The organism is Paenibacillus sp. FSL H3-0286, assembly GCF_045040705.1.
Classification (GTDB): domain Bacteria; phylum Bacillota; class Bacilli; order Paenibacillales; family Paenibacillaceae; genus Paenibacillus_AQ; species Paenibacillus_AQ odorifer.
Genome location: NZ_CP150285.1, coordinates 2,457,814 through 2,479,115 on the forward strand (window position 1 = coordinate 2,457,814; position 21,302 = coordinate 2,479,115).

A 21,302-nucleotide genomic window follows, 5' to 3' on the forward strand; every position below is an offset into this window, starting at 1 on the left:
AGCAAGTGATAAATACATCTCGTAGCAGAATTATTGTTATTGTAACGTTAGCACTTGCGCTCGTTGCCGCTATAATTGCGATTGGACTAGGCTCAGTATACATTCCTATACCAGACATCCTAAGCACGATCTTTGGTTCAGCGGCAAAAGCGGTGAATGCGACCATCATATGGGATATTCGTTTGCCGCGTGTATTACTGGCGATGATCATTGGGGCAAATATCGCGGTTTCGGGTGCTCTTCTGCAAGCCGTGATGGGCAACCCACTTGCTGATCCAGGATTGACCGGTGTAACGAGTGGAGCGGCTGCATGTGTGCTTGTCATTATGCTTGCAGCTCCACAATATACGGAGTTCATTCCAATTGCGGCTTTTGTGGGTGGACTAATTGCTGCAGGGATTGTATATGCATTAGCGTGGAGAAGAACCGGTATTTCGCCCATCACTATTATTTTATCAGGAGTTGCTGTGAATGCTCTTTGCGGGGGATTAATAGGACTCCTGACCATCATGTACAGCGACAGACTTCCGGCAGCGGTCCAATGGTTAAACGGCAGTCTGGCTGCTAAAGGGAACAATGCCTTGATGATGGTTTTCCCGTATGCCATAGCAGGCTGGATCTTATCCTTTTTCGCGATCCGCAAGGCGAATATTATACGTTTAGGGGATCAGGTAGCTTCGAATTTAGGTGAAAATGTGGACCGAATTCGTATTCTACTTTCCTTGCTGGCAGTATTTCTAGCGGCTATCTCTGTAGCGGCTATTGGGATGATTGGCTTTGTAGGGCTTGTTGTGCCACATATGGCTCGATTGTTGGTGGGTTCAGACTATAAATTTCTTTTGCCGATGAGTATGGGACTTGGTGCATTGGTATTGTTGATAGCAGATACAGGTGGACGTACCCTATTTGCACCTTTAGATATTCCTGCGGGTATCCTTATGGCGGTGATTGGTGGACCTTATTTTCTATACCTGATGAGAAAGAAGGCGTTCTAACATGTTTACTGTCGATTCTATTTCGATTCGGTATGAGCAGAAAAACATTATTAACAACTTCTCTTTTTCCGTAAAAAAGGGTGAAATCGTCTCGATTATAGGACCAAACGGCTCAGGTAAATCTACATTGCTTAAGGCGGTATCACGGCTAATTCCATATCATACGGGTGCGGTCACACTCGAGGGTACGGATCTAAAGTCTATGACTGCCAAACAAGTCGCTCGAAAAATGTGTATGCTGAGCCAGAAGAACCAAGCACCTAATGATATGACTGTGATCGATCTCGTCTCCTATGGAAGGTATCCACATAAAAAATGGTTCGAAAAATTAAATCATGAGGATATGGACATTGTCGACTGGGCACTGGAGAAGACACATTTAAAGGATTATAAGGATCGAGCCGTTTCCTCGTTATCCGGTGGTGAATCACAGCGTGCTTGGATTGCTATGGCCTTGGCGCAGCGTCCTTTGGTTATGTTGCTTGACGAACCGACCACTTACTTGGATATTTCGCATCAGCATGAAGTTCTTGAGTTAGTACGTGAGCTAAATCAAGACATGGGGATGACCGTCGTGATGGTGTTGCATGACCTCAATCAAGCCTCTACCTATAGTGATAGTATTGTTGTGGTGCAGGCGGGTGAAAAAGCGATGTATGGGACACCAAATGAAGTTATGACAACCGATATGATCCGGGATATATACCGAATGGATGCCGAAGTTCAATATGTTCCTACAGAGACGAAACCTCGTATTCATTTGCTAAGTACCGTTCGCTAGATTCGTGGCTAGATTACATAACCTATTAATGGAGGGATTTTATAATGAAGAAGCCTGTAGATGTTGAAAAAAATAAAGAAAACTATTTGCAATTTATTGCGAATCGTAAAAATCTGATTTTGAGCTTGATTGATGACGAAGGAAAACCTTTTATCAGCTATGCTCCTTTTATTAAGCATGAAGGCAAGCTGTATATCTACATTAGTAAGATCGCCGAGCATTACAGATATATGGAAAATAACGATTTTGTAGATGCGCTTCTAATTGCAGATGAGTCTGCGACGAATAATAAATTTGCAACGGAACGTGTGCGGTGGAATTGCACATCAAGCAATATCGGGAATGACGGGCATGAGGAGATCTTTGAATTGTTTAATGCTGATCATGGGGCGGCAATGGTGAATTTGCTGCGTGGATTGGATTTTTCATTGTTTGAATTGACCCCTCTCCAAGGGCGTTATGTTGTTGGTTTTGGCTTGGCCTTTGACATCGACGTAGATGCGAACCTGTTCAACCATGTGGTGATCGACAAGAAAAAAGACGAAGAAGCCACTGTACAAGGGAGCAAATAATCTATGACTTTCACTTCAGTGTTGCCAGTCTGGCAAGCGGTGCAAACGCGATTTCATAAAATGGTGAAGGCTTTGCCGGAAGAAGATCTTAACCTTAAGCTAGGGAACTCTACAATTGGGGGATTAATTCAGCATAATGCAGAAGTTGAGTTTATGTTCGCAGAGTGGTTTTTTGGAAAACCTAATCCTCAAGGCGACAAGGCGGCATATTCTACATTGAATGAACTCGTTGATCTGCTGACTGTTTCCAATGAGAATCTAACTGCTGCGATGCAGGAGCTTCCGGAAGAAGCGTGGCATGTGAGTGTGGAGTCGGCTTTTGGCACATCTACACCGCTTGAAGCGATAGGCAGACTTATGTATCATACAGGCATTCATGCCGGACAGATTTCGCTTATACAGAAAAATGCAGTTCGAAGTGAAGTATAGTGAATTGGGAAATGATTGATGAGAAAACGGCAGAAATGTCGTTTTTTTTGTGCGTAAATAAGGAGTTTTTAAAAAGGAGTTTGGGTAGTTGTTGACGTTCTTTTGATGTCCCTTTGATGTCCTTTTGATGTCCTCTGCAGCCTCTGGATTTGGTATAATGTAGGGGATTCTAAGGGGGCGCTGATTATGACAGAGTACTTGCGAGGCCAAATTGCCAAAATGGCGAATGTGAATATGGAGACGTTAAGGTATTATGAAGAGCTCGGATTAATTAGCACTCCCTTACGTTCGGAAGCTGGTTATCGTCTTTATTCGGATGAGGTGTTTAGCCGCCTTGTTTTTATACATAATGCTAAACTGTGTGGTTTCACTTTAAAGGAAATCAAGAAGGCACTCACTAAATCTGAAAGCAGCGGCATTAGTATTGCTGATTTTGTAACTGTTGTGGATAAGAAAATGGATCGAGTTCGTGGCGAAATTGCAAAACAGGAAATAAAACTAACAGCCCTCGCAGATTTGAGGAAAAATTTGTTAGCCACAGATAAACACCCAGGCGTACAGTCCACGCTCGAAATCCTAAAAATGGATTCTTAACTTGACCTTGTAGTCTCCTACAGACTTTACAATCTGAGTTGAAAAAAATTGTAGGAGGGATTTACGAGATGGAAAAGACAAGTACAGAGCAGCTTGCAGCGATCAAAGATTATTTGCGACAAAGCAACCGATGGGATAGCAAGTCTATCGGGCAAATACGACAGGAGATGGATGGGACGGCTGCGAACATGCCCAGTCCTACGGATGTTATCATCGAGCGGGTCATGATTGGACCCTTAAGCGGAGAGTGGATTATTCCTGTGAAATCTGCTTCACCCGCTGATGAAGTGATCCTTTATTTCCACGGTGGGGGTTTTATTTCGGGGACTTGTGAATTTTATCGGGATTTGGTTACACGAATTGCAAAAGCTAGTGGCACGAAGATCCTAATCATTGAATATCGCTTGGCACCAGAGTTTACTTATCCGGCTGCTAATGAAGATTGTATAGACGCTTATCTGTGGCTGCTCGCGAATGGATATTCTGCCGGGAATGTCGTGCTTGGAGGGGATTCTGTTGGAGCCAGCCTTGCGCTGATGACGTTGATTACTATACGGGATGCGGGTGGGGAATTGCCGGCGGGTGCTTTTTTAATCTCGCCGCATACAGATCTCGTCCATTTGGATGGTGAATCGTATCTGAGCCGAGCGGAGTTTGATCCAACAGGCAGCTTAAAAGGAAATAACCGAATAATTGAATTTTATCTAGGTGCTCGGACAGAACTAGCTCCTATATTATCTCCTTTAAGGATGGATTTGCAGGGATTACCTGATTTACTTGTTCAAGTAGGTGACCACGAGGTATTGTTAAGCGATGCAACGAGGTTGGCTGAACGAGCACAAGCTGCGGATGTTCATGTAGAACTGGAAATATGGGAGAACATGTGGAGTGTCTTTCACTTTTTAGCTTATATGCTGCCAGAGGCGCAGCAAGCGATTGCGAATGTCGGTAAGTTTGTTAGGACGAGGTTAGATCGGATTGAGCAAAAAAGCAGCTGATATTACCCGCCTTCTTGAGAGATCAAGGAGGTTTTTTGGTGAAATCGTAGGTTAGCAGAAGGTGGATTGCTAGATACTGGGCTTCTTCATCGTAACGGACCGTATTGCAGCTATTTGCTCAATTTAGCGTGATTGGCTAACTTTTCGGACTGCATAGCTCTTATTAGCACATTAGAATGCCGAAAAGGTGGGGATTTGGGTGAATAGCCGCATTGGAGTCCGATAGCATGGCGAATTACGGTGATTTTTGAAAATAAGGGCTCCTCAGTCCGAATTCATGTAGTACGGGGGCTACGGAAAATAAGATACTAAACTGGGACCTAAGTTTAATAATTGGGTGCGAGTATATACTGATAATGATTTAACGAATGACAAAGTGGTAATATTGTCAGTTCGTTTTTGGACATAATATGCTATGATAATTACCACCAGAGATAGAGCGAGGGGAAAGCGAGGGGAATACATATGTCGAATGATCTTCCATTATCAAAAGAAAACATTTTGGACGCGGCTGAACAAGTGCTCCGGCGTTTTGGCCCGGACAAGACTTCTGTTGTAGATGTAGCGAAGGTGCTTAAAGTAAGTCATGGTACGTTGTATAGACATTTTTCCAGTAAATCTGCTTTGCGAGAAGCCGTAACCGAAAGATGGTTGCAGTATAATATTTCAGAGCCTTTAAAGAATATTTCAGAGCATTTTGATGGGAATGCCAAAGAGCAGCTCCGATTATGGATGGACACGCTGATTCGTAGTAAACGCACCTATGCTGTGGATGATGCCGAAATGTTTGCTATGTACGCAGCTGTAACTTTAGAAGCGGTGGATATGATTACCCTACACGTAGATCAATTAATTGGGCAAATCGCAGGCATTATTGAAAAAGGCATACAATCCAAAGAGTATAGAGTGGTTGAACCAGTGGTAACGGCTAGAGCAATTTTTAATGCTACTTCGCGGTATCATCATCCAGCACATGCTATAGAGTGGCAGTCGGCTACGATTGATCAGGATTTCGCCTCCGTTTGGGATTTGATTATTTCCGGGATTTCTTTGTAACATCTACTTAAAACCTTCTGATATTCAGGAGGTTTTTTTGTGTCTTAAAGAGGTATAAATCCCGTTGATTAGTCTGAATTGAGCAACTAGGGGCAAATGAACGGTATAAATCCCGTTGATTGGTCAGAATTAAGCGACTTGCAGCAGATGAACGGTATAAATCCCGTAGATTAGGCTGAATCGAGGGACTAGCAGTAAATGAACGGTATAAATCCCGCAGATTAGTCTGAATTGAGCAACTAGGGGCAAATGAACGGTATAAATCCCGTTGATTGGTCAGAATTAAGCGACTAGCGGCGAATGAGCGGTATAAATCCCGTAGATTAGGCTGAATCGAGCAACTAGCGGCGAATGAACGGTATAAATCCCGTAGATTTGATTGAATTAAGCGATTTGCTAGCAGATGAACGGTATAAATCCCGTAGATATGATTGAATTGAGCGACTAGCGGCGAATGAACGGTATAATCCCGCAGTTTAGTCTGAATTGAGCGACTTGTAGCGAATGAACGGTATAAATCCCGTAGATTTGATTGAATCGAGCGACTAGCGGCGAATGAACGGTATAAATCCCGTAGATTTGATTGAATTGAGCGACTAGCGGCGAATGAACGGTATAAATCCCGCAGATTAGTCTGAATTGAGCAACTAGGGGCAGATCAACGGTATAAATCCCGTAGATTAGTTTGAATTGAGCGACTAACGGCGAATGAACGGTATAAATCCCCTAATTAGGCTGAATCGAGTAACTGTTGTGAAATATGTGCAAAAATAAATCCAAATGACAAATATTAAAAAATGTCACTTGTAATTTGTAATCGATCGATTTATAATCAGACCAACAAGAAGGCCAAAGCAATAGGAGGAGTAATTATGAACCAGAATTTAGCTGGAAAAGTAGCATTAGTAACAGGTGCATCGAGAGGCATGGGCCGGGAGATTGCGGAGAACTTGGCACAACAGGGTGCGAAGGTGGTCGTTAACTTTTCGAGTAACCCCGGCAAAGCCGAGGAAGTCGTAACCGGTATTAAACAAAAGGGTGGAGAGGCCGTCGCTATTCGGGCGGACATCAGCCAGGTGGCAGAACTTGAACAATTATTCCAAACCACACTAGAAGCCTATGGACAACTCGACATTCTCGTCAATAACGCCGGGATTATGATTACGAAGCCGATCTTAAATATGACGGAAGAGGATTTTGACAAGCAGTTTGCGATTAATGTAAAAGGCACCTTTTTTGCTTGCCAGCAAGCAGCTAAATATATGAATGATAACGGACGGATTATCAATTTTTCAACTTCCGTTACGGGTCAAATGTTCCCGACCTACAGCGTCTATGCAGGAACTAAGGGAGCAGTGGAACAAATCACTCGTCAGCTGGCCAAAGAATTTGGACGAAAAGGAATCACTATCAATGCTGTTTCACCTGGACCTGTGAATACGGAGTTATTTACCGTAGGAAAATCGGCGGAAGAGATTGTAACCGTGGGGAATATGAATTCCTTTGGACGTTTAGGCGAGCCTGAGGATATCTCAAACATTGTGTTGTTCTTAGCCAGCAAAGAATCACAGTGGGTTACAGGTCAGACGATCCGTGTGAATGGTGGATTTATTTAAGCTGGTGGTTAAAGGGATCTTTTTAATAGCTGAATGTGGTCAATCCTTCTAAAATGAATGTAAATAAAAGGAGGAGTGAAACCATGACGCGGATCATCTGCTCACCGACTAAATATATACAAGGACATGGTGAAATTCGTAAGCTGGGAGATTATTGTTTGCAGCTTGGAGCGACAAGAGCTTATGCCATTATTGATCCTTATATTTTCTCTGTGTACAAAAAAGAGATCACATACAGTTTTGAAATGAACGAAATGCCACTAGTGATGTGTGAATTCAAGGGCGATTGTAGCCGTAATCAGGTTAATGAGATAGTAACCGCAATTGGCTTGAAGGATACCGAAGTCATTATAGGGATTGGCGGCGGCAAGACCTTAGATACGGCAAAAGCAGTAAGCCACATGAGTAACCTCCCGGTAGTTATTGTACCCACAGTGGCTTCAACGGATGCACCTTGCAGTGCTTTATCAGTGTTGTATACGGATGAGGGAGACTTTGACTGTTATCTTCCATTAAAAAGAAATCCTGATCTGGTTATCGTAGATGTCGATATCATTGCTAAAGCTCCTGCAAGATTACTTGTTGCCGGAATGGGAGACGCTTTGTCCACTTTTTACGAAGCAAGAGCTTGTCGAGAATCTGGGGCAATTACACACGCAGGTGGGACTAGCACAATTGCAGCCCTTTCATTAGCTCGTGCCTGTCTGGATACCCTTCTTGCAGAGGGTGAAACGGCATTAAAAGATGTTAAGCAAGGCATCACCTCTCCTGCGGTGGAACATATCATTGAAGCCAATATTTACTTGAGTGGCATTGGGTTTGAAAGTGGAGGACTTGCTGCGGCGCATGCGATTCATAATGGATTGACGCTGCATGAGGAATGCAGGAATACTCTTCATGGTGAAAAGGTTGCTTTTGCTACGATCGTTCAGCTTGTACTGGAGAAAGCACCATATGAAGAGATTGATCAGGTGATTGGTTTCTGCAAAAAAATCGGTCTTCCCGTTACTCTCAACGATCTTGGAATTACCAGTAAGGATATTGATCCATTGATGATGGTGGCGGAAGCTAGCTGTTCTGAGGATAGCCCCATCTGGAATATGCCCTTTGAAGTTCAAGCTGTGGATGTGCTGGAAGCAATTCTTGCCGCAGACGCGCGGGGACAATAGAAAAAGCCCGATTGTAAATTATTGCGAACCCTCCCCGTACATATTTAACCTTCGTGAACCAAACAATGAGAATAATTGTTTAAGACGAAGGAGGCGTTCCTCTTGATGAAGGACAGTCGAAAGTTCAAACGTTATTTACTAATTTGGATTGCTGTTGCTGCTTTAATGGTTACTTTAATCGCTCCCATGGCACCGTCTGTTTCAGCTGCCGAGTCCAGAGACAACCCTACAAACACACCAAGTAAAGAGAAGACATCTCAACGTAATAAGGTCGTAATTATTATTGACGATTTCGGCAATGGCATGAAGGGGACGGATGAAATGTTTTCGCTGCCAATAAAGCTTACTGTGGCGGTTATGCCCTTTTTGCCTACATCTGTGAAGGACGCCACACGCGCGCATGAACGCGGAGATGATGTTCTGGTCCATTTGCCAATGGAGCCCCGCCAGGGTAATCCTAAATGGCTTGGACCGGGAGCTATACTGGCTAAGATGTCTGATGAAGAAGTGCGTCAAAAGGTGGAAGCCGCGCTCGATAATGTGCCTTATGCTATCGGTATAAACAACCATATGGGCTCTAAGATTACCGGGGACGAACGGATTATGGGTGTGATTTTAGCCGTCTGCAAAGAGCGGGGATTGTTTTTTGTGGACAGTAAGACCAACTACCGTTCTGTTGCTGGCAATATGGCTTATCGAATGGGGCTGCCGCGCGTAGAGAACCATATCTTTTTGGATGATACACACACAGCTAATCATGTCCTGAAACAAATGGGTCTAGTAAATAATCTGGCGAAGGATCAACGATTCTGCGTAACCATTGGTCATGTTGGTGTATATGGAAAAGAAACCGCCGCAGGCATCCGCAGCGGTGTGGAGCAAATAAAAGATGATGTTGAATTTATAGGCATTTCTGATCTCGTTAAAAACGAAATGAAATGGAACTCGAATCCTACACTTCCATAAGATAAGCTACTATGCCGCCAGCAATTGCTTCAGCAATTTCTTGTTGCCCTTTAGGGGTGCACAGCTTTTCGCGATCTGTCGGACTGCTTACAAAACCCGCCTCAACAATTACGGTTGTGGCGGTTATTTTGTTGAGTAAATAAAAAGGTTTACCCGGTCTTGTCTCTGCCTGGATATTATAGAGACTGTTTAATTGTTGCTGAATGGTCTGGGCGAGGATAAAGCTGCGCCCTTCTTGGCGATATAATACAAGCGGACCATGCTTGGATGGTGAAGGTGCCCAGTTAACATGGATGCTGACGACTACAGTAGCTGGTAATGTCTCAGCCAGCTCTTTACGCTGGGCAAGGTCGCGCAGATGCCGGGATTTACTGCGCAGCCAGCGGTTCTCATCGCTTGGGGCGTAATCTCCATTACGATTTAAGGCAACGTCAAATCCATCGCTGCGCAGCAGCAGAAATAATCGGCGTGAGATATCTAATGTAATATCCTTTTCAAGAATGTTCCCGTAGGAAGTTCCTCCGTCGATCCCCCCATGTCCTGCGTCAATTAAGATCATCCGGTGACCGTGGCTTAAGAGATGCTGACGTTCATCATTCACTACGGGTTTGGATGGAGTTGCAGAAGCATATGCACTCCCCATAAACAGCATTAGAAGTCCAACTGTGGTTAAAGTAATACGCAAGCTACATATTGCAGCTGCTGTCTTGGAATAAGCTTTATTTCTCCCATTGTTCAAATGAACTCCTCCTTGCATGTGAATAACCTCGTGCCCTAGATTCTTTGTTAGATTGTGCTTTAATAGGTAAACCTATTCGAACAATTCGAGACAAGAGTTTAGATATATGCTCGGTGGTGCACACTAAGAGCATGGAACGACGCTGGCTATCTTAATTCACTTACAATGTAGGAGGTGTTACAAATGGCTTCCGGCGGCGATGAGCTTGTGAAGTATATCACTGAGAAGGTAGTTGTTTATATCGAGGATCCGCGTGCCATTCATGCTCGTAGAGCGGCTACAAAGCAGCCGTGGTCACAAAAATGGTTCGGTATGCTTCCGCTTGGTTGGTCGATCTGGCGAAGCAAATGGAGCCACAGTGACAAGGATTGAATTTCACAAATAACAAATAACCTTCCAGTGCCTAATCGAGCGTGGCAGCGGAAGGTTATTTGTTATGTTTAGTTATAGATATTTCTGTCGGGCAGCTTGTGCAGTGTTCCTATAGCCTGCAAGGCAGTGAGTGGCAAATACCGTCTTCCTTCTGGCCCTGATGCTGCGTAAACGGTAGGCATGTTGTTTATTGCTTTTGTTTTATTCGAAGCAGGCAACCAGTTTTGATAACCTGTAATCATGAAAGGTGCCCCTACGATATCATTTCGGCCAGCGGCTTGATAAGCAATACTTTCCTTGGGACGAATCAGTGCGGCGATATTGTCACCGCCTACAGCAAGCAGTTTTGGGGAGGTCAACCACATGATATCTTTATAAGGATCATCTGTTCCCCCGCTTTGATAGGCAGAAAGCGGAGACAAATCAGTAGTTAGGTTAGTGATTACATCCGTTTCTGTCTGCTGTCCTTTAAGCACTTCTTCCGCTTTACTTAGCGTCCACGGTAAAACTTGCGGCACGGAAGCATTGATAAATATTGTCTTATCGTCAATGACGATTTTCCATACGGGTAGAAGTGGTGCATATAAGGCTGTGAGTTTTATTTTTCCGGTATAAGATGAAGGTATAAGTCCTTCCTGCACCAAAAATTGGCGCAGTTCTAATAAACTATAGGGGAGTCCGTAAGTGCCAGCTCCATATTCGCTAAGCATATAACCACCTTGATCCGTAGCGGAAATGATCATGTAGCCGATCCGCTGTTCACCTTTCATAACGTTGACAAGCCAGCTATGAGTACCTGGACCCAGAGGATAATATTCTATTCCTGCGTCCTTCCAGGCTGTAAATGGAGCTTCTGCTGCGAGCTTGTTCAGTGTACTCTTGGCAAATTCTTGGACCGTACCGGGTGAAGGTAAGATATCCATCTGCAGTACAGGTATCAAATCCTGTGTGACTGAATCAACTACACTTACTCTGGAAGCGGCAAGCGCAGAAGAGGAACCGGAGCTCGTTGCGATGAGTCCGATGCATAGAAGCAGGAGGAAGCAGCTTTGACCTGCAAGAAGCAGCCTCCGCCGTACACTTATTTTCATGGCGTCGTTCACCTTTCTTTGTTATGAAATATCAGAAAGTAAAAGCTTCCTTTTTATTGTAGAGGACAAGCTATAAAAAGGCTGTTGCTTGCTGTCGCGCCGGAAGGCGGCATTTCCCTTGTTTTTTTGCCTGCTTTTAGCGAGTAGGGTCGCATTCTATAGGCTCCGCAGATGAAACAGTCCATAGGTCACCGCAGAAACTGCGATTTGCGGCTCATATTGCCAAATGGTCTCTTGTCGACGCCGATTATACTGCTCTTGAGTCGCTAGGCGTTTTTCTTCGTCAGGCTCCTTCAGCAACTCTCCATAATAGACATCAATGATGTCCAGTTCAACCCTTAGCCGCTCACGTGCCTGTTCTGCCCAAGTGTAGTCCAGTTCGGCTAACTGAGCGGTAAGATGAGTTTCCAATAAGTCGGTAGCGGCTGCTACTGTCATTTCATAAGGCTGGATATGCACATTTTCCGGTAAGCGTGGCATCATCTCTTTTGTGGAAACTTTTGCATTAAAGTCATCAATGATGGTTCCCTTTGTTAGGGAGATGCCAAGATAATGGAGTTCTTCACGTTTCAAATCGCAGCTCATCTCCACTTTATAGCAGACACTAAGCCATGGCTCGTAAGCGGCAGAGAACAGCGTGTTTCGCTGCCTGCTGCCCGGGTCCTCAAATAAGTAAAGGCATTTCCCTTCGTCCCGAGCGGCGTTCCAAATCTGTTGCAATCGCTTGCTTCCGTAAATAATATCCTCTCTGCGGATCATTCCTGGCCCAATTCGTGGGAGTGCCGGCACAATGCCGAAGTAGCGGGCTAGGATACTTTCCTCCGGGTCAGTAGATGGAGCATTCACTGCTTCTGAGCCCGGGGAGGCGGATTCGAGTAAGTCAGTGCTGGCCTCTGCATCGTTTGTTCCGCCTGTAGTTAGGCTTCCGGTGACAACTTGATTCAAAATGCCAGCACTACGATTTGCAATGGGGGGAACCTCTACTGCAGCTTGACTGTCGTATTTTTCCGGATCAAAAACAAAGGTGAAAGAAAGGGTCTCAGGATCTACACCTGTGCGCTCCACGAATCCCCAATAATACGGCCGGTCGGTAAGCATTTTGTCAGCTCTAGGTGATAATTTCACAGTTACGTGAAGGGGCGAAGCCTCAATGATGGAGCATTCAGTGGCTTCAAGATAGTCCATCACATGCTTGCGTACTTCCTGTGCGGTGAGGGTCATGTCGCAGTCCCACTTTCTTTTTTAATACCCTGTGTCAATTCACTGAGGGATTCACCAATATGGTCCAGCTCATGCCGCAATTCTTCGTCGGAGCGGGATTCGAGCATGATTTTGTATAAACTTTTCTCCAGCGATTCCTTCTTTTCAAAACGTTCCAGGATTACATCCAGCCCGCCAATCACCATTTCAAACATATTGATTTTTTCATGCAGCAGATGCAGGATATGTTCTTCAATCGTGCCTTGCGTAGACAAGTTGTAGATCACTACGTCATTTTCTTGCCCTAACCGATGGACACGTCCGATACGTTGCTCCACGCGCATGGGATTCCAGGGCAGATCAAAGTTGATCATATGGTGGCAAAATTGCAGGTTAATTCCTTCACCACCGGCTTCCGTTGCAATCATAACTTGAGCGCGGCCGCGGAAAAGATCCATCATCCAATCTTTTTTTCCACGGTTCATTCCGCCGGAATAAGAGACACACATCAGCCCATGTTCACGGAAATACTGTAGTAAATACTCTTGAGTTGCTCGATATTCCGTGAAAACGATGACCTTTTCATTCATTTCTTGAATGAGGGCTAAGGTTGTTTCAGCTTTAGTGTTTGTTTTAACGGTACGGAGGGTCTGTAGCAGCTCCATCATCCGGTCTCTTTTTGGGGAATCCGCAGGCAGCTTTTTGATCAAATTAACTAAAGTGATAAAGACGGCATCCCGGCTGCTGCACACCTCACGTTGAAGGGTTACCAGAGAAAGCATGCTGCTAAGATTGCCGCCGGATTCCTGATACTGGTCTTTGACAAAGGAAGTAACACTGTTATACAAATCTTTCTCTTCTTGGGAGAGAACTAAGGGGATATTACGGACTTTTCGTTTCGTGAAATTAACTGGACCTTCACCACGGCGATTGCGGATCATGACCTTCGAAAGCTCGTCCCGCAGTTGACCTTCATTCTTGGGCTGGCGTTTATCAACCACGAAATTCGAGGCAAAATCGCCCTGATTTCCAAGTTGCCCCGGCTTCAGTATAGTGATCAGATTAAAGAGTTCGCCCAGATCATTCTGAACGGGAGTCGCGGTGAGCAGCAGGCAATATTTTTTGCGTAATTGCTGTACAAATAGATAATTGGTCGATTTTTTATTCTTCAGCTTGTGAGCTTCATCAATGATCAACATATCGTATTCATTTTCCAGCAAGATTTCCTTATGAGGATCTCGTTTGGCGGTATCCATCGATGCGACGACTATGGCGTTGCCCCAAGAATAGGCTTTTTTCTGAGCGACAGCAGTGATGCCAAATTTCGCATTTAGCTCACGAACCCATTGCAATACTAGAGAAGCAGGTACGAGAATAAGCACTTTGGAGACAAGACCGCGTACCAGATATTCTTTGAGCACCAGTCCTGCTTCAATGGTCTTGCCCAGTCCAACCTCATCTGCAAGAATCGCGCGGCCTGACATTTCGAACAGAACCTTATGCGCTGTATCCAGCTGATGGGGAAGTGGGGACAAGCCGGATAAATGCTTCATACATTGCAGCTCATCGAAGCTCGTTACTAGACCTGTTTCCTCTCCTTGTACGGCAAGCTTAGATAAACGGTAGTCTCCCCATGGGCCGCCCTTTTCCAATTTGAGCTCCAGATCTTGCAACCAATTCCGGTCAAAAGAAAGAGGAACAGGCAGTATTGGCGCGGGTGTTCCCCCTTGCTGGGGTAGAGAATTACGGAATAATTGCGTCATAATGCAGCCTCCTCAAGCTCGGATTTATATCACCATTCGTAAGAGTAGTATGCTCGTAAACGAGAGAATTCATAACCTCTTATTTTTCACGATAGCCTTTAAAAAAGAGAGCAAGAGCGAGAAAAAGCAGCAACGTTTGCGATAATTCGGCAACTTGACTCTATTTTCGAATAAGACCTTCGATACAATATGTGGTATAGTTTAAAAGCTGACGCACACAATATATTGTGACAAAAGCTTGAAAATGTATTTTTTATAGAGTGCTTAGCTGGTATTTGTTATTGACAAGATGAGCTTCCTACATACACCTGTTAAGCAGTGGAGGATGGTAAGGGGGTTTTTGTTGTGGGCCCATACCTTGGACCGGAAACTAATATCTACTACACATGCGGGAGGTTTTTTTATTGAGTAAAGTGGAACGTAAGCAACGCCTTGAAGGGCTAAGTGAAAAAATATTTTTGGATCGTTATGCTTGGAAGGATGCAGACAGCAACAATGCTAAAGTAGGCGATGTTGTATTGGTGCTGACCAAAGATGATCCGAAGTTTCCAACTAAGGAAGTCGGAGAAATTGTGGAGCGCAGTGGTCGAATCGTAACTGTAAAGACACGCAGCGGTGAGTTTGTGAAATCGGATGTTGAAAAGTTGACCCTTAATATAGAAAAAACTCCTGAGGAAATGTGGGACCGTCTATCCACAGCGATGGCTTCTGTAGAGAAGACACCTGAGCTTCAAGCAGAATGGGCGGGCAAATTCCGTTCAATCCTGGATGATTGGAAGCTTGTGCCGGGTGGACGTATTGCGGCTGGTGCAGGTGCTAGTGAAGAATTAACATTGTTCAACTGTTATGTAATCCCTTCTCCAAAAGACAGCCGTGGCGGCATCATGCAGACATTGTCTGAAATGACGGAGATTATGGCCCGTGGTGGCGGTGTGGGCATTAACCTGTCTTCATTGCGTCCTCGTCGTGCGATTGTTAGAGGGGTTAATGGTTCATCCAGTGGTTCCGTATCTTGGGGCGGTTTGTTTAGTTATACTACGGGGCTTATTGAGCAAGGCGGCAGCCGTCGTGGCGCGCTCATGTTGATGATTAATGACTGGCATCCCGATGTTGAGGACTTCATTACCGTGAAGCAAACGATGGGCCAAGTCACTAATGCTAACCTTTCGGTATGTGTGAGCAATGGTTTTATGAAGGCTGTAAAAGAAGATCTGGACTGGGATCTCGTATTCCCGGATACAACCGATCCTGAATATAACGAAATGTGGGATGGCGATCTCGACAAGTGGAAAGCTGCCGGCAAAAACGTTATCCATTATCGCACCGTAAAAGCGCGTGACGTGTGGCGTACGATCATTGAATCGGCATGGAAATCTGCTGAGCCAGGCGTCGTGTTCATGGAATACTATAACCAGATGTCTAACAGCTGGTATTTCAACCCGATTATTTGTACGAATCCTTGTGGAGAGCAAGGCCTGCCAGGCTGGGGAGTCTGCAATCTGTCTGCGGTGAACCTGTCCAAGTTCTACGATGAGAAAAATCATGATGTAGATTGGGAAGATCTTGCGACTACAACCCGTTATTCGGTCCGTTTTCTGGACAATGTAATTGATAAAACACCTTATCATTTCCCGGAAAATGAAGCGAATCAGAAAAAGGAACGCCGCGTGGGTCTCGGAACCATGGGATTGGCGGAGCTGATGATTAAATTGAACATCCGTTACGGCAGCCCGGAATCGTTGGAGTTTCTGGACAAGCTATACGGCTTTATGGCTCGTGAAGCCTACCTTGCTTCGGCAGAAATTGCTGGAGAGAAGGGTTCCTTCCTAGCTTTTGATACTGAGAAATATCTAATGAGCGGCTTTATGAAAAATATAGTCGAAGCGTATCCAGAGGTTGGCGAAGCGATTCGTGAACATGGTATGCGTAACGTTACAGTGATTACACAAGCACCTACAGGTAGTACAGGTACAATGGTAGGTACTTCTACGGGAATTGAGCCTTATTTTGCCTTTAAATATTTCCGTCAAAGTCGTCTTGGCTATGATGAACAGTTTGTTCCAATCGCTCAAGAGTGGCTGGAAGCTCATCCGGGTGAAGAGCTGCCTGACTACTTTGTAACTTCGATGGATCTGTCAGCTAAAGATCATATCCGTGCGCAAGCAGCGATCCAACGCTGGGTAGATAGCTCTATTTCCAAAACAGCGAACTGCCCGTCTGACTTTACGGTTGAGGAGACGGCTGAGCTATATGAAATGGCCTTTGATCTAGGATGTAAGGGTGTTACGATCTACCGCGATGGAAGTCGTGACGTTCAAGTTCTGGAAACCACGAAGAAGGAAGACAAAAAAGAAGCCGCTCCGGTTGCGGCAGAAGAAGCTACAACTACTGTAGAAGCGAGTACAAGTGTTGTAGCAGCAAGTCCAGCGCCTCAAGTGACTACAAAAGAGGCGGATAAACAATACAAAAAACGTCCGCAGGTTCTGCGCGGCGCTACCTATAAAATCAACACACCATTTGGGATGGCATATATTACGATCAATGACCTTGATGGAATACCGGCTGAAATCTTCCTGAATGTAGGTAAAGCGGGTTCTGACGTCTTTGCTATGGCTGAAGCATTAGGCCGTGTCTGCTCCTTGTTCCTCCGTTACGGAGATCATGGTGAGAAAGTGGAGCTGTTGATCAAACATCTGAAAGGCATTGGCGGATCAGGAGCTATCGGCTTCGGCGCGAATCGTGTTGAATCCATTGCTGACGCTGTAGCTAAGGCACTGGAATCACATGTGCTGAACAATGCTCATGATGATCATGTACCCGCTCCGATTGCAGCAACTTTGGAGCTGGAGGATTTCAATGAAGCATTAAATGCGGAGTTGAAATCGAGCGTTCCGTCAGCTACGGAAGATGGACATGGTGGTCATCATGGACATAACCATGCTACGGCTTCCCGTGACCTTTGCCCATCCTGCGGCAGCGCCTCGCTGATTAATATTGAGGGCTGTAAGACTTGTGGCAATTGCGGTTATAGTCGTTGCGGGTAAAGGGTAGAGCCGATAAGTGTTTTGTGGGAAAACTAGAAATGTGACTATGCATAGCTACTAAAAGCAAGCGATCATCGAGAGGAAGTGTTTATCCTTTTATCTCAATGGATCGCTTGTTTTTTATTATTGATGATGTTCATTGAGAGGTTTTAACTATATGAGTTTTAGATACTATAGAACTACATACAGACTATGATAAAGAATTTATTGAATTTAGGGTAAGAAATGCTTTGGAAATGATAAAGGTAGTATTTAAAGAAAAAGATAAGGTTGGAATTGCGATTTGGTAAGTAACAACGTATTTACGCGGTGTGTCTGGTCTGTGAACTCTGTGTTCTGACTAAGCTTTTTAACACAAAAAACACGCGTACTTGTCTAACACAGGTACGCGTGTTTTTGTTATTCCACTACGAGAGGAATTATTTTTACATATCTAAATTTTTGAATGCATAAGGCAATAAATCCTTTAAACTCAGCTCTAAGATCTCTTTTTTCTCATTGGTTAAATAGACAGGCATGTCGGGCAAACAGAATTCCGATAATACTTGTCTGCAGATACTGCATGGCGGCAGAAAATCCATTGTGTCACCTGCTACAGCTATAGCCTGAAAATCACCTTTAGTATAGCCCTTTGTAATAGCTGTGAAGATTGCTGTTCTCTCTGCACAATTAGTAGCGCCAAAAGATACATTTTCTACGTTTACTCCATTAATAACATTTCCATCTTTAAGCAATAAGGCTGCTCCAACTGGAAATTTAGAATATGGGGCATAAGCAGCTTTCTTTGTGTTACGTGCGCTTTCCATTAATTCTTCTTTATTCATAATACTCACCCTTTTTAAATAAGAATGAACCTTTCGGTCCCCTTATCGCCAATCTTAAGGTTGGCAGGACTTCTAATATTATAGTCACACCAAATGGTTGTCAACATGTACTACTCGATAAGTATCATTAGGGAATCATAGCTTTAAAATATAACTAGATATAGTAAATAGAAGTTACACATATTAAGCCTGCCATGGTAACCTTATCTTAAAAGCGACGAGTAGAGGGGTTTTATAATTTGGGAGCGGCAGAGAATACATTTAAACAAAAAATATTGAGCAAAAAACCGGGTATTATAACATATGGGATGACACCACCGAAGGCAAGCCACGCACCAGAAAAGGTCTCGGAAATCGCCCAGAAACAGGTTGAGAGACTTAAAAACCTTGATTTAGATGCGTTAATTCTGTACGACGTTCAGGAAGAAGTAGACAGAGTGGATCATGAAAGACCTTATCCCTATTTACCAACGATTGATCCGGCTGTCTATGGTGATAAATATCTAAAACAGGTGGAGGTCCCGAAAATAATTTACCGGTGCGTCGGTAATGATACTAGAGCTCAGTTCGAGGATTGGGTTAAAACTGACGAAAATGAAGATAGATTTTCCGTGTATGTGGGCGCTTCGTCAAGTAAACAAGAGGTGAAATTGAATTTACCAGAGGCTTATAAGCTAAGTAAACAACTAAATAACAATTTAACTTTTGGCGGAGTTGTCATTCCGGAAAGACATATAAAAAAGAATGATGAGCATATACGGGTTGTCGAAAAGACCAACAGTGGGTGCAATTTTTTTATTACACAGGCAACTTATAATGTAGAGGCATCTAAGAATTTATTGTCTGATTTATATTATTACTATACAAATAACGGTTTTGAGATGGTTCCTATTTTATTTAATCTTGCACCATGCGGCACCGCGAAAACATTACAATTTATGAAGTGGTTAGGGATCAGTATCCCGGGATGGTTAGAAAACGAGTTAAAATACTCGAATGATATTTTGGATAAATCAATCCAGCTATCGCAAAAAATCTTTGAAGAATTACTAGATTTCGGGCTGGAGAAGGGAATTCCTATTGGTTGCAGTATTGAAAGTGTTTCAACAAGTAAGTTGGAAATTGAAGCGTCCGTACAGCTTGTTAAAGATGTGAAGGCTATTTTGGATAAGAAGCTGCCTACCAAATAGAAAAAGATTCCTCTAATTATTGAGAAACCCAGGTCATTTAAAGACCATGGGTTTCTTTTTAGGTTATATGCCACTAGGTCAAATTATTAAACATTATAGCCGAAGCCCAGTATAGTAAAAGACTTGTCCTGATCTTCCGGCACCATTCTGATTTCTACCTGATGCTCCCCGCTAACCTCATTTTGATAAAGAATTACCGGATTGCAATGTGTCCAGTTATTCTCATGTGGATCAGCGGTGACAACAAGACAACCATCGACGTAAATGTTCGCCTTGCCGAATTCGCTGCTGCCAGAATCTTTGTATACGAGGATAAGATTTTTGCTTGTTATCGTCAGCTTGAAGCTGTGTTCCCCAGAAGACGCTGAATGCATCCAATTATGAGGGAATTCCGGAGTTCCGAAAGGATTGGCATCCATTTCTACCCGCTGCAAATCGGTATCGATCCCCGAAAATCCGCCCACCTCGATCCTGCCTGCGTCAATATGGCTTTTGCGGTCCAGCAGAAGGGTTCCCGCAAAATCATTCCCGATGACCGGATGTTGATCCAATAGGAGATCATCTTCGTCCATTAGCGTTTTGTGGGTTTCGGAGAATAAATAAGCCAGACAATCAGCCATCACCCGGTGACCATCATTAGTAGGATGATAGATATCATAGAAAAATTGCCGTTTCGAGAGGATGTTCCCCTCATTTTTGCTTAGGCGGAACTGCCCGGATACCGCATCTTTTACACTAACCATAGGAAGATTATAACGCCGCCCAATGGGGGAGAGCCGTTCCTGCAGGTTCCAGTCATTCATAAACACGCTGAACAGGAGAACTACTGCCGGTCTATTATCGGCGGAAAGTATTTTTAGGAATAAGCTTTCAAAACAGTTGCCTTTCGTTTCATCCCCTTCGTCGTTTACCGCAAATTCTACCACCACGATATCAGGTGTTACAGAACCTTCCCGGAGAATATCCCTTTCATAACGGATGACCCCAAGCTCGGACGGTGTTCCACCTACCCCAGCCTTCACAAAATGGATGTTCTCACCACCATTCGTACCGAATAATTCCTTAAATCTCAGATACGATTGGTAGGCATAACATTCTGTATGGATCGGTTTAGCGCCTGCTCCCTGAGTAATGGAACCCCCAATATAAGCAATCGTGACATCCTCACCTTTTATAGCCTTATGGATGGCCGTTTTTAATCTTTTATTATTGCCCGGATGAAGCAAGGATTGGGTAATGATCTCCCGGTATTCGTTAGAATCAAACGCTACAGGCGGTTCAATGATTAGCTCTGGTACAGAATAACCGTCATGCAAATAAAAAATTATACTCGCGATGGCCAGTTCGCCTTCATGTTTAAATTCAAAAGCGAATTTGCCGAGCACTGCATCCTCTTCAGACCATTCCAAATCCTCTAACTTTAAGAGGACTTCTGAACCGTCGGAGGGACAGGGCACACGTATGCTGCTGCCTGTTTCGTATTTGCTGGTTTTGCCCCAGTTCTGCAATAGAAAAGAGATAGGCTCGTTCTGCTCATGATCCCTTCTCACAGACACTCCGATACTATGGACTAATTTGCGGAATCCAACACAGTTTCCTAGCAGCTCCAGTATTGTCTCATCAGTGACGCCGCCAATATATCTGGCCTTGTCGATTAGATAGTTACCTTCCAGATAAACTTCCTGTGAAGATGGACCTTCGGCCCGGGCTGTCGCCTCAATCGCTGTTTCGTAGAGCACAAAAAAACCGTTCCTGCGTTCAGCCGGGTCCTTGGGCGCCTTTGGACCTTCAATCTTGCCACCTGTAATGACCCCGTTATTGTTTTTCATATTGATCATCCTCGCTTTTTGTATAAGCTTTTCTTGTTATGGATGCGTTTGCAAAAAACATGCTTCTGTTAGAA

At 44.2% G+C, this 21,302-nt stretch carries 19 protein-coding genes; 13 read left to right on the forward strand and 6 right to left on the reverse strand.

The genetic code is table 11. The features are described from left to right. Positions 1–5: 5 nt before the first annotated feature. The 10 genes from MHB37_RS10560 (at position 6) to MHB37_RS10605 (ending at position 9,176) form a co-directional block, all read left to right on the forward strand. Positions 6–995 carry an iron ABC transporter permease gene (locus MHB37_RS10560; protein ID WP_051491618.1) on the forward strand — a complete coding sequence of 330 codons (990 nt, stop codon included), beginning with the start codon at positions 6–8 and terminating at the stop codon, positions 993–995. A gap of 1 nt (position 996) precedes the next feature. Next, positions 997–1,776 (forward strand): ABC transporter ATP-binding protein, encoded by a 780-nt coding sequence (locus MHB37_RS10565; RefSeq protein ID WP_076129974.1) that lies wholly within the window; start codon positions 997–999, stop codon positions 1,774–1,776. Between the two features lie 44 nt (positions 1,777–1,820). Continuing rightward, on the forward strand, positions 1,821–2,348 hold the full coding sequence (locus MHB37_RS10570; protein ID WP_076219470.1) for a HugZ family protein: 528 nt from the start codon (positions 1,821–1,823) through the stop codon (positions 2,346–2,348). A 3-nt stretch (positions 2,349–2,351) separates the two neighbouring features. Continuing rightward, a complete protein-coding gene (locus tag MHB37_RS10575; protein ID WP_405169219.1) occupies positions 2,352–2,777 on the forward strand; it encodes a DinB family protein in 426 nt (141 codons plus the stop codon). Positions 2,778–2,963: 186 nt separating this feature from the next. Beyond that, on the forward strand, positions 2,964–3,371 hold the full coding sequence (locus tag MHB37_RS10580) for a MerR family DNA-binding transcriptional regulator (RefSeq protein ID WP_076280565.1): 408 nt from the start codon (positions 2,964–2,966) through the stop codon (positions 3,369–3,371). A 68-nt stretch (positions 3,372–3,439) separates the two neighbouring features. Beyond that, entirely contained in the window at positions 3,440–4,369 is a 930-nt protein-coding gene (locus tag MHB37_RS10585) for an alpha/beta hydrolase (protein WP_076186457.1), read from the forward strand. Between the two features lie 465 nt (positions 4,370–4,834). After that, positions 4,835–5,425, forward strand: a complete 591-nt coding sequence (locus MHB37_RS10590; RefSeq protein WP_076186459.1) for a TetR family transcriptional regulator — start codon at positions 4,835–4,837, stop codon at positions 5,423–5,425. Between the two features lie 872 nt (positions 5,426–6,297). Continuing rightward, positions 6,298–7,041, forward strand: a complete 744-nt coding sequence (locus MHB37_RS10595) for an SDR family oxidoreductase (protein ID WP_340975626.1) — start codon at positions 6,298–6,300, stop codon at positions 7,039–7,041. An 83-nt stretch (positions 7,042–7,124) separates the two neighbouring features. Next, positions 7,125–8,210, forward strand: coding sequence for a glycerol dehydrogenase (locus MHB37_RS10600; protein ID WP_405169220.1), 1,086 nt, complete (start codon positions 7,125–7,127; stop codon positions 8,208–8,210). A gap of 105 nt (positions 8,211–8,315) precedes the next feature. Next, positions 8,316–9,176: a divergent polysaccharide deacetylase family protein gene (locus tag MHB37_RS10605; RefSeq protein ID WP_340012328.1), complete on the forward strand. Its 861-nt coding sequence runs from the start codon at positions 8,316–8,318 to the stop codon at positions 9,174–9,176. On the opposite strand, the gene MHB37_RS10610 is transcribed toward MHB37_RS10605, so the two are convergent. Continuing rightward, complete coding sequence (locus tag MHB37_RS10610; RefSeq protein ID WP_248549233.1) at positions 9,163–9,915, reverse strand: N-acetylmuramoyl-L-alanine amidase; 753 nt, start codon at positions 9,913–9,915, stop codon at positions 9,163–9,165. The two genes, MHB37_RS10605 and MHB37_RS10610, sit on opposite strands and share 14 nt — an antisense overlap. A 183-nt stretch (positions 9,916–10,098) precedes the next feature. Here MHB37_RS10610 and MHB37_RS10615 point away from each other — a divergent pair, with 183 nt between their 5' ends. After that, on the forward strand, positions 10,099–10,287 hold the full coding sequence (locus tag MHB37_RS10615) for a YqzE family protein (RefSeq protein WP_036689445.1): 189 nt from the start codon (positions 10,099–10,101) through the stop codon (positions 10,285–10,287). Between the two features lie 68 nt (positions 10,288–10,355). On the opposite strand, the gene MHB37_RS10620 is transcribed toward MHB37_RS10615, so the two are convergent. From MHB37_RS10620 to MHB37_RS10630, 3 genes are all read right to left on the reverse strand, one after another. Then, positions 10,356–11,378, reverse strand: a complete 1,023-nt coding sequence (locus MHB37_RS10620) for a hypothetical protein (protein WP_076195020.1) — start codon at positions 11,376–11,378, stop codon at positions 10,356–10,358. A gap of 156 nt (positions 11,379–11,534) precedes the next feature. Continuing rightward, a complete protein-coding gene (locus tag MHB37_RS10625; RefSeq protein ID WP_076129984.1) occupies positions 11,535–12,599 on the reverse strand; it encodes a YqhG family protein in 1,065 nt (354 codons plus the stop codon). Further along, complete coding sequence (locus MHB37_RS10630) at positions 12,596–14,341, reverse strand: DEAD/DEAH box helicase (RefSeq protein ID WP_076129985.1); 1,746 nt, start codon at positions 14,339–14,341, stop codon at positions 12,596–12,598. The genes MHB37_RS10625 and MHB37_RS10630 overlap by 4 nt, the downstream gene beginning before the upstream one ends. 404 nt (positions 14,342–14,745) lie before the next feature. Here MHB37_RS10630 and MHB37_RS10635 point away from each other — a divergent pair, with 404 nt between their 5' ends. Beyond that, complete coding sequence (locus tag MHB37_RS10635; protein WP_405132600.1) at positions 14,746–17,385, forward strand: adenosylcobalamin-dependent ribonucleoside-diphosphate reductase; 2,640 nt, start codon at positions 14,746–14,748, stop codon at positions 17,383–17,385. Between the two features lie 425 nt (positions 17,386–17,810). On the opposite strand, the gene MHB37_RS10640 is transcribed toward MHB37_RS10635, so the two are convergent. Continuing rightward, positions 17,811–18,209 (reverse strand): cytidine deaminase, encoded by a 399-nt coding sequence (locus tag MHB37_RS10640; RefSeq protein WP_076186474.1) that lies wholly within the window; start codon positions 18,207–18,209, stop codon positions 17,811–17,813. 239 nt (positions 18,210–18,448) lie between these two features. On the opposite strand from MHB37_RS10640, the gene MHB37_RS10645 reads away from it, so the two are divergent. Next, positions 18,449–19,399 carry a methylenetetrahydrofolate reductase gene (locus MHB37_RS10645; RefSeq protein WP_248549229.1) on the forward strand — a complete coding sequence of 317 codons (951 nt, stop codon included), beginning with the start codon at positions 18,449–18,451 and terminating at the stop codon, positions 19,397–19,399. A gap of 86 nt (positions 19,400–19,485) precedes the next feature. Here MHB37_RS10645 and MHB37_RS10650 read toward each other — a convergent pair whose 3' ends face one another. Beyond that, positions 19,486–21,228, reverse strand: coding sequence for an SGNH/GDSL hydrolase family protein (locus MHB37_RS10650; RefSeq protein ID WP_076195016.1), 1,743 nt, complete (start codon positions 21,226–21,228; stop codon positions 19,486–19,488). Positions 21,229–21,302 lie beyond the last annotated feature (74 nt).

What these genes read in the sequence shown, in the direction of transcription:
- MHB37_RS10650 (WP_076195016.1), bottom strand. Translation starts at nt 21,228, where the DNA reads ATGAAAAACAATAACGGGGTCATTACAGGTGGCAAGATTGAAGGTCCA.
- MHB37_RS10565 (WP_076129974.1), top strand. Translation starts at nt 997, where the DNA reads ATGTTTACTGTCGATTCTATTTCGATTCGGTATGAGCAGAAAAACATT.
- MHB37_RS10585 (WP_076186457.1), top strand. Translation starts at nt 3,440, where the DNA reads ATGGAAAAGACAAGTACAGAGCAGCTTGCAGCGATCAAAGATTATTTG.
- MHB37_RS10625 (WP_076129984.1), bottom strand. Translation starts at nt 12,599, where the DNA reads ATGACCCTCACCGCACAGGAAGTACGCAAGCATGTGATGGACTATCTT.
- MHB37_RS10590 (WP_076186459.1), top strand. Translation starts at nt 4,835, where the DNA reads ATGTCGAATGATCTTCCATTATCAAAAGAAAACATTTTGGACGCGGCT.
- MHB37_RS10620 (WP_076195020.1), bottom strand. Translation starts at nt 11,378, where the DNA reads ATGAAAATAAGTGTACGGCGGAGGCTGCTTCTTGCAGGTCAAAGCTGC.
- MHB37_RS10630 (WP_076129985.1), bottom strand. Translation starts at nt 14,341, where the DNA reads ATGACGCAATTATTCCGTAATTCTCTACCCCAGCAAGGGGGAACACCC.
- MHB37_RS10580 (WP_076280565.1), top strand. Translation starts at nt 2,964, where the DNA reads ATGACAGAGTACTTGCGAGGCCAAATTGCCAAAATGGCGAATGTGAAT.
- MHB37_RS10575 (WP_405169219.1), top strand. Translation starts at nt 2,352, where the DNA reads ATGACTTTCACTTCAGTGTTGCCAGTCTGGCAAGCGGTGCAAACGCGA.
- MHB37_RS10640 (WP_076186474.1), bottom strand. Translation starts at nt 18,209, where the DNA reads ATGAATAAAGAAGAATTAATGGAAAGCGCACGTAACACAAAGAAAGCT.
- MHB37_RS10615 (WP_036689445.1), top strand. Translation starts at nt 10,099, where the DNA reads ATGGCTTCCGGCGGCGATGAGCTTGTGAAGTATATCACTGAGAAGGTA.
- MHB37_RS10570 (WP_076219470.1), top strand. Translation starts at nt 1,821, where the DNA reads ATGAAGAAGCCTGTAGATGTTGAAAAAAATAAAGAAAACTATTTGCAA.
- MHB37_RS10595 (WP_340975626.1), top strand. Translation starts at nt 6,298, where the DNA reads ATGAACCAGAATTTAGCTGGAAAAGTAGCATTAGTAACAGGTGCATCG.
- MHB37_RS10605 (WP_340012328.1), top strand. Translation starts at nt 8,316, where the DNA reads ATGAAGGACAGTCGAAAGTTCAAACGTTATTTACTAATTTGGATTGCT.
- MHB37_RS10600 (WP_405169220.1), top strand. Translation starts at nt 7,125, where the DNA reads ATGACGCGGATCATCTGCTCACCGACTAAATATATACAAGGACATGGT.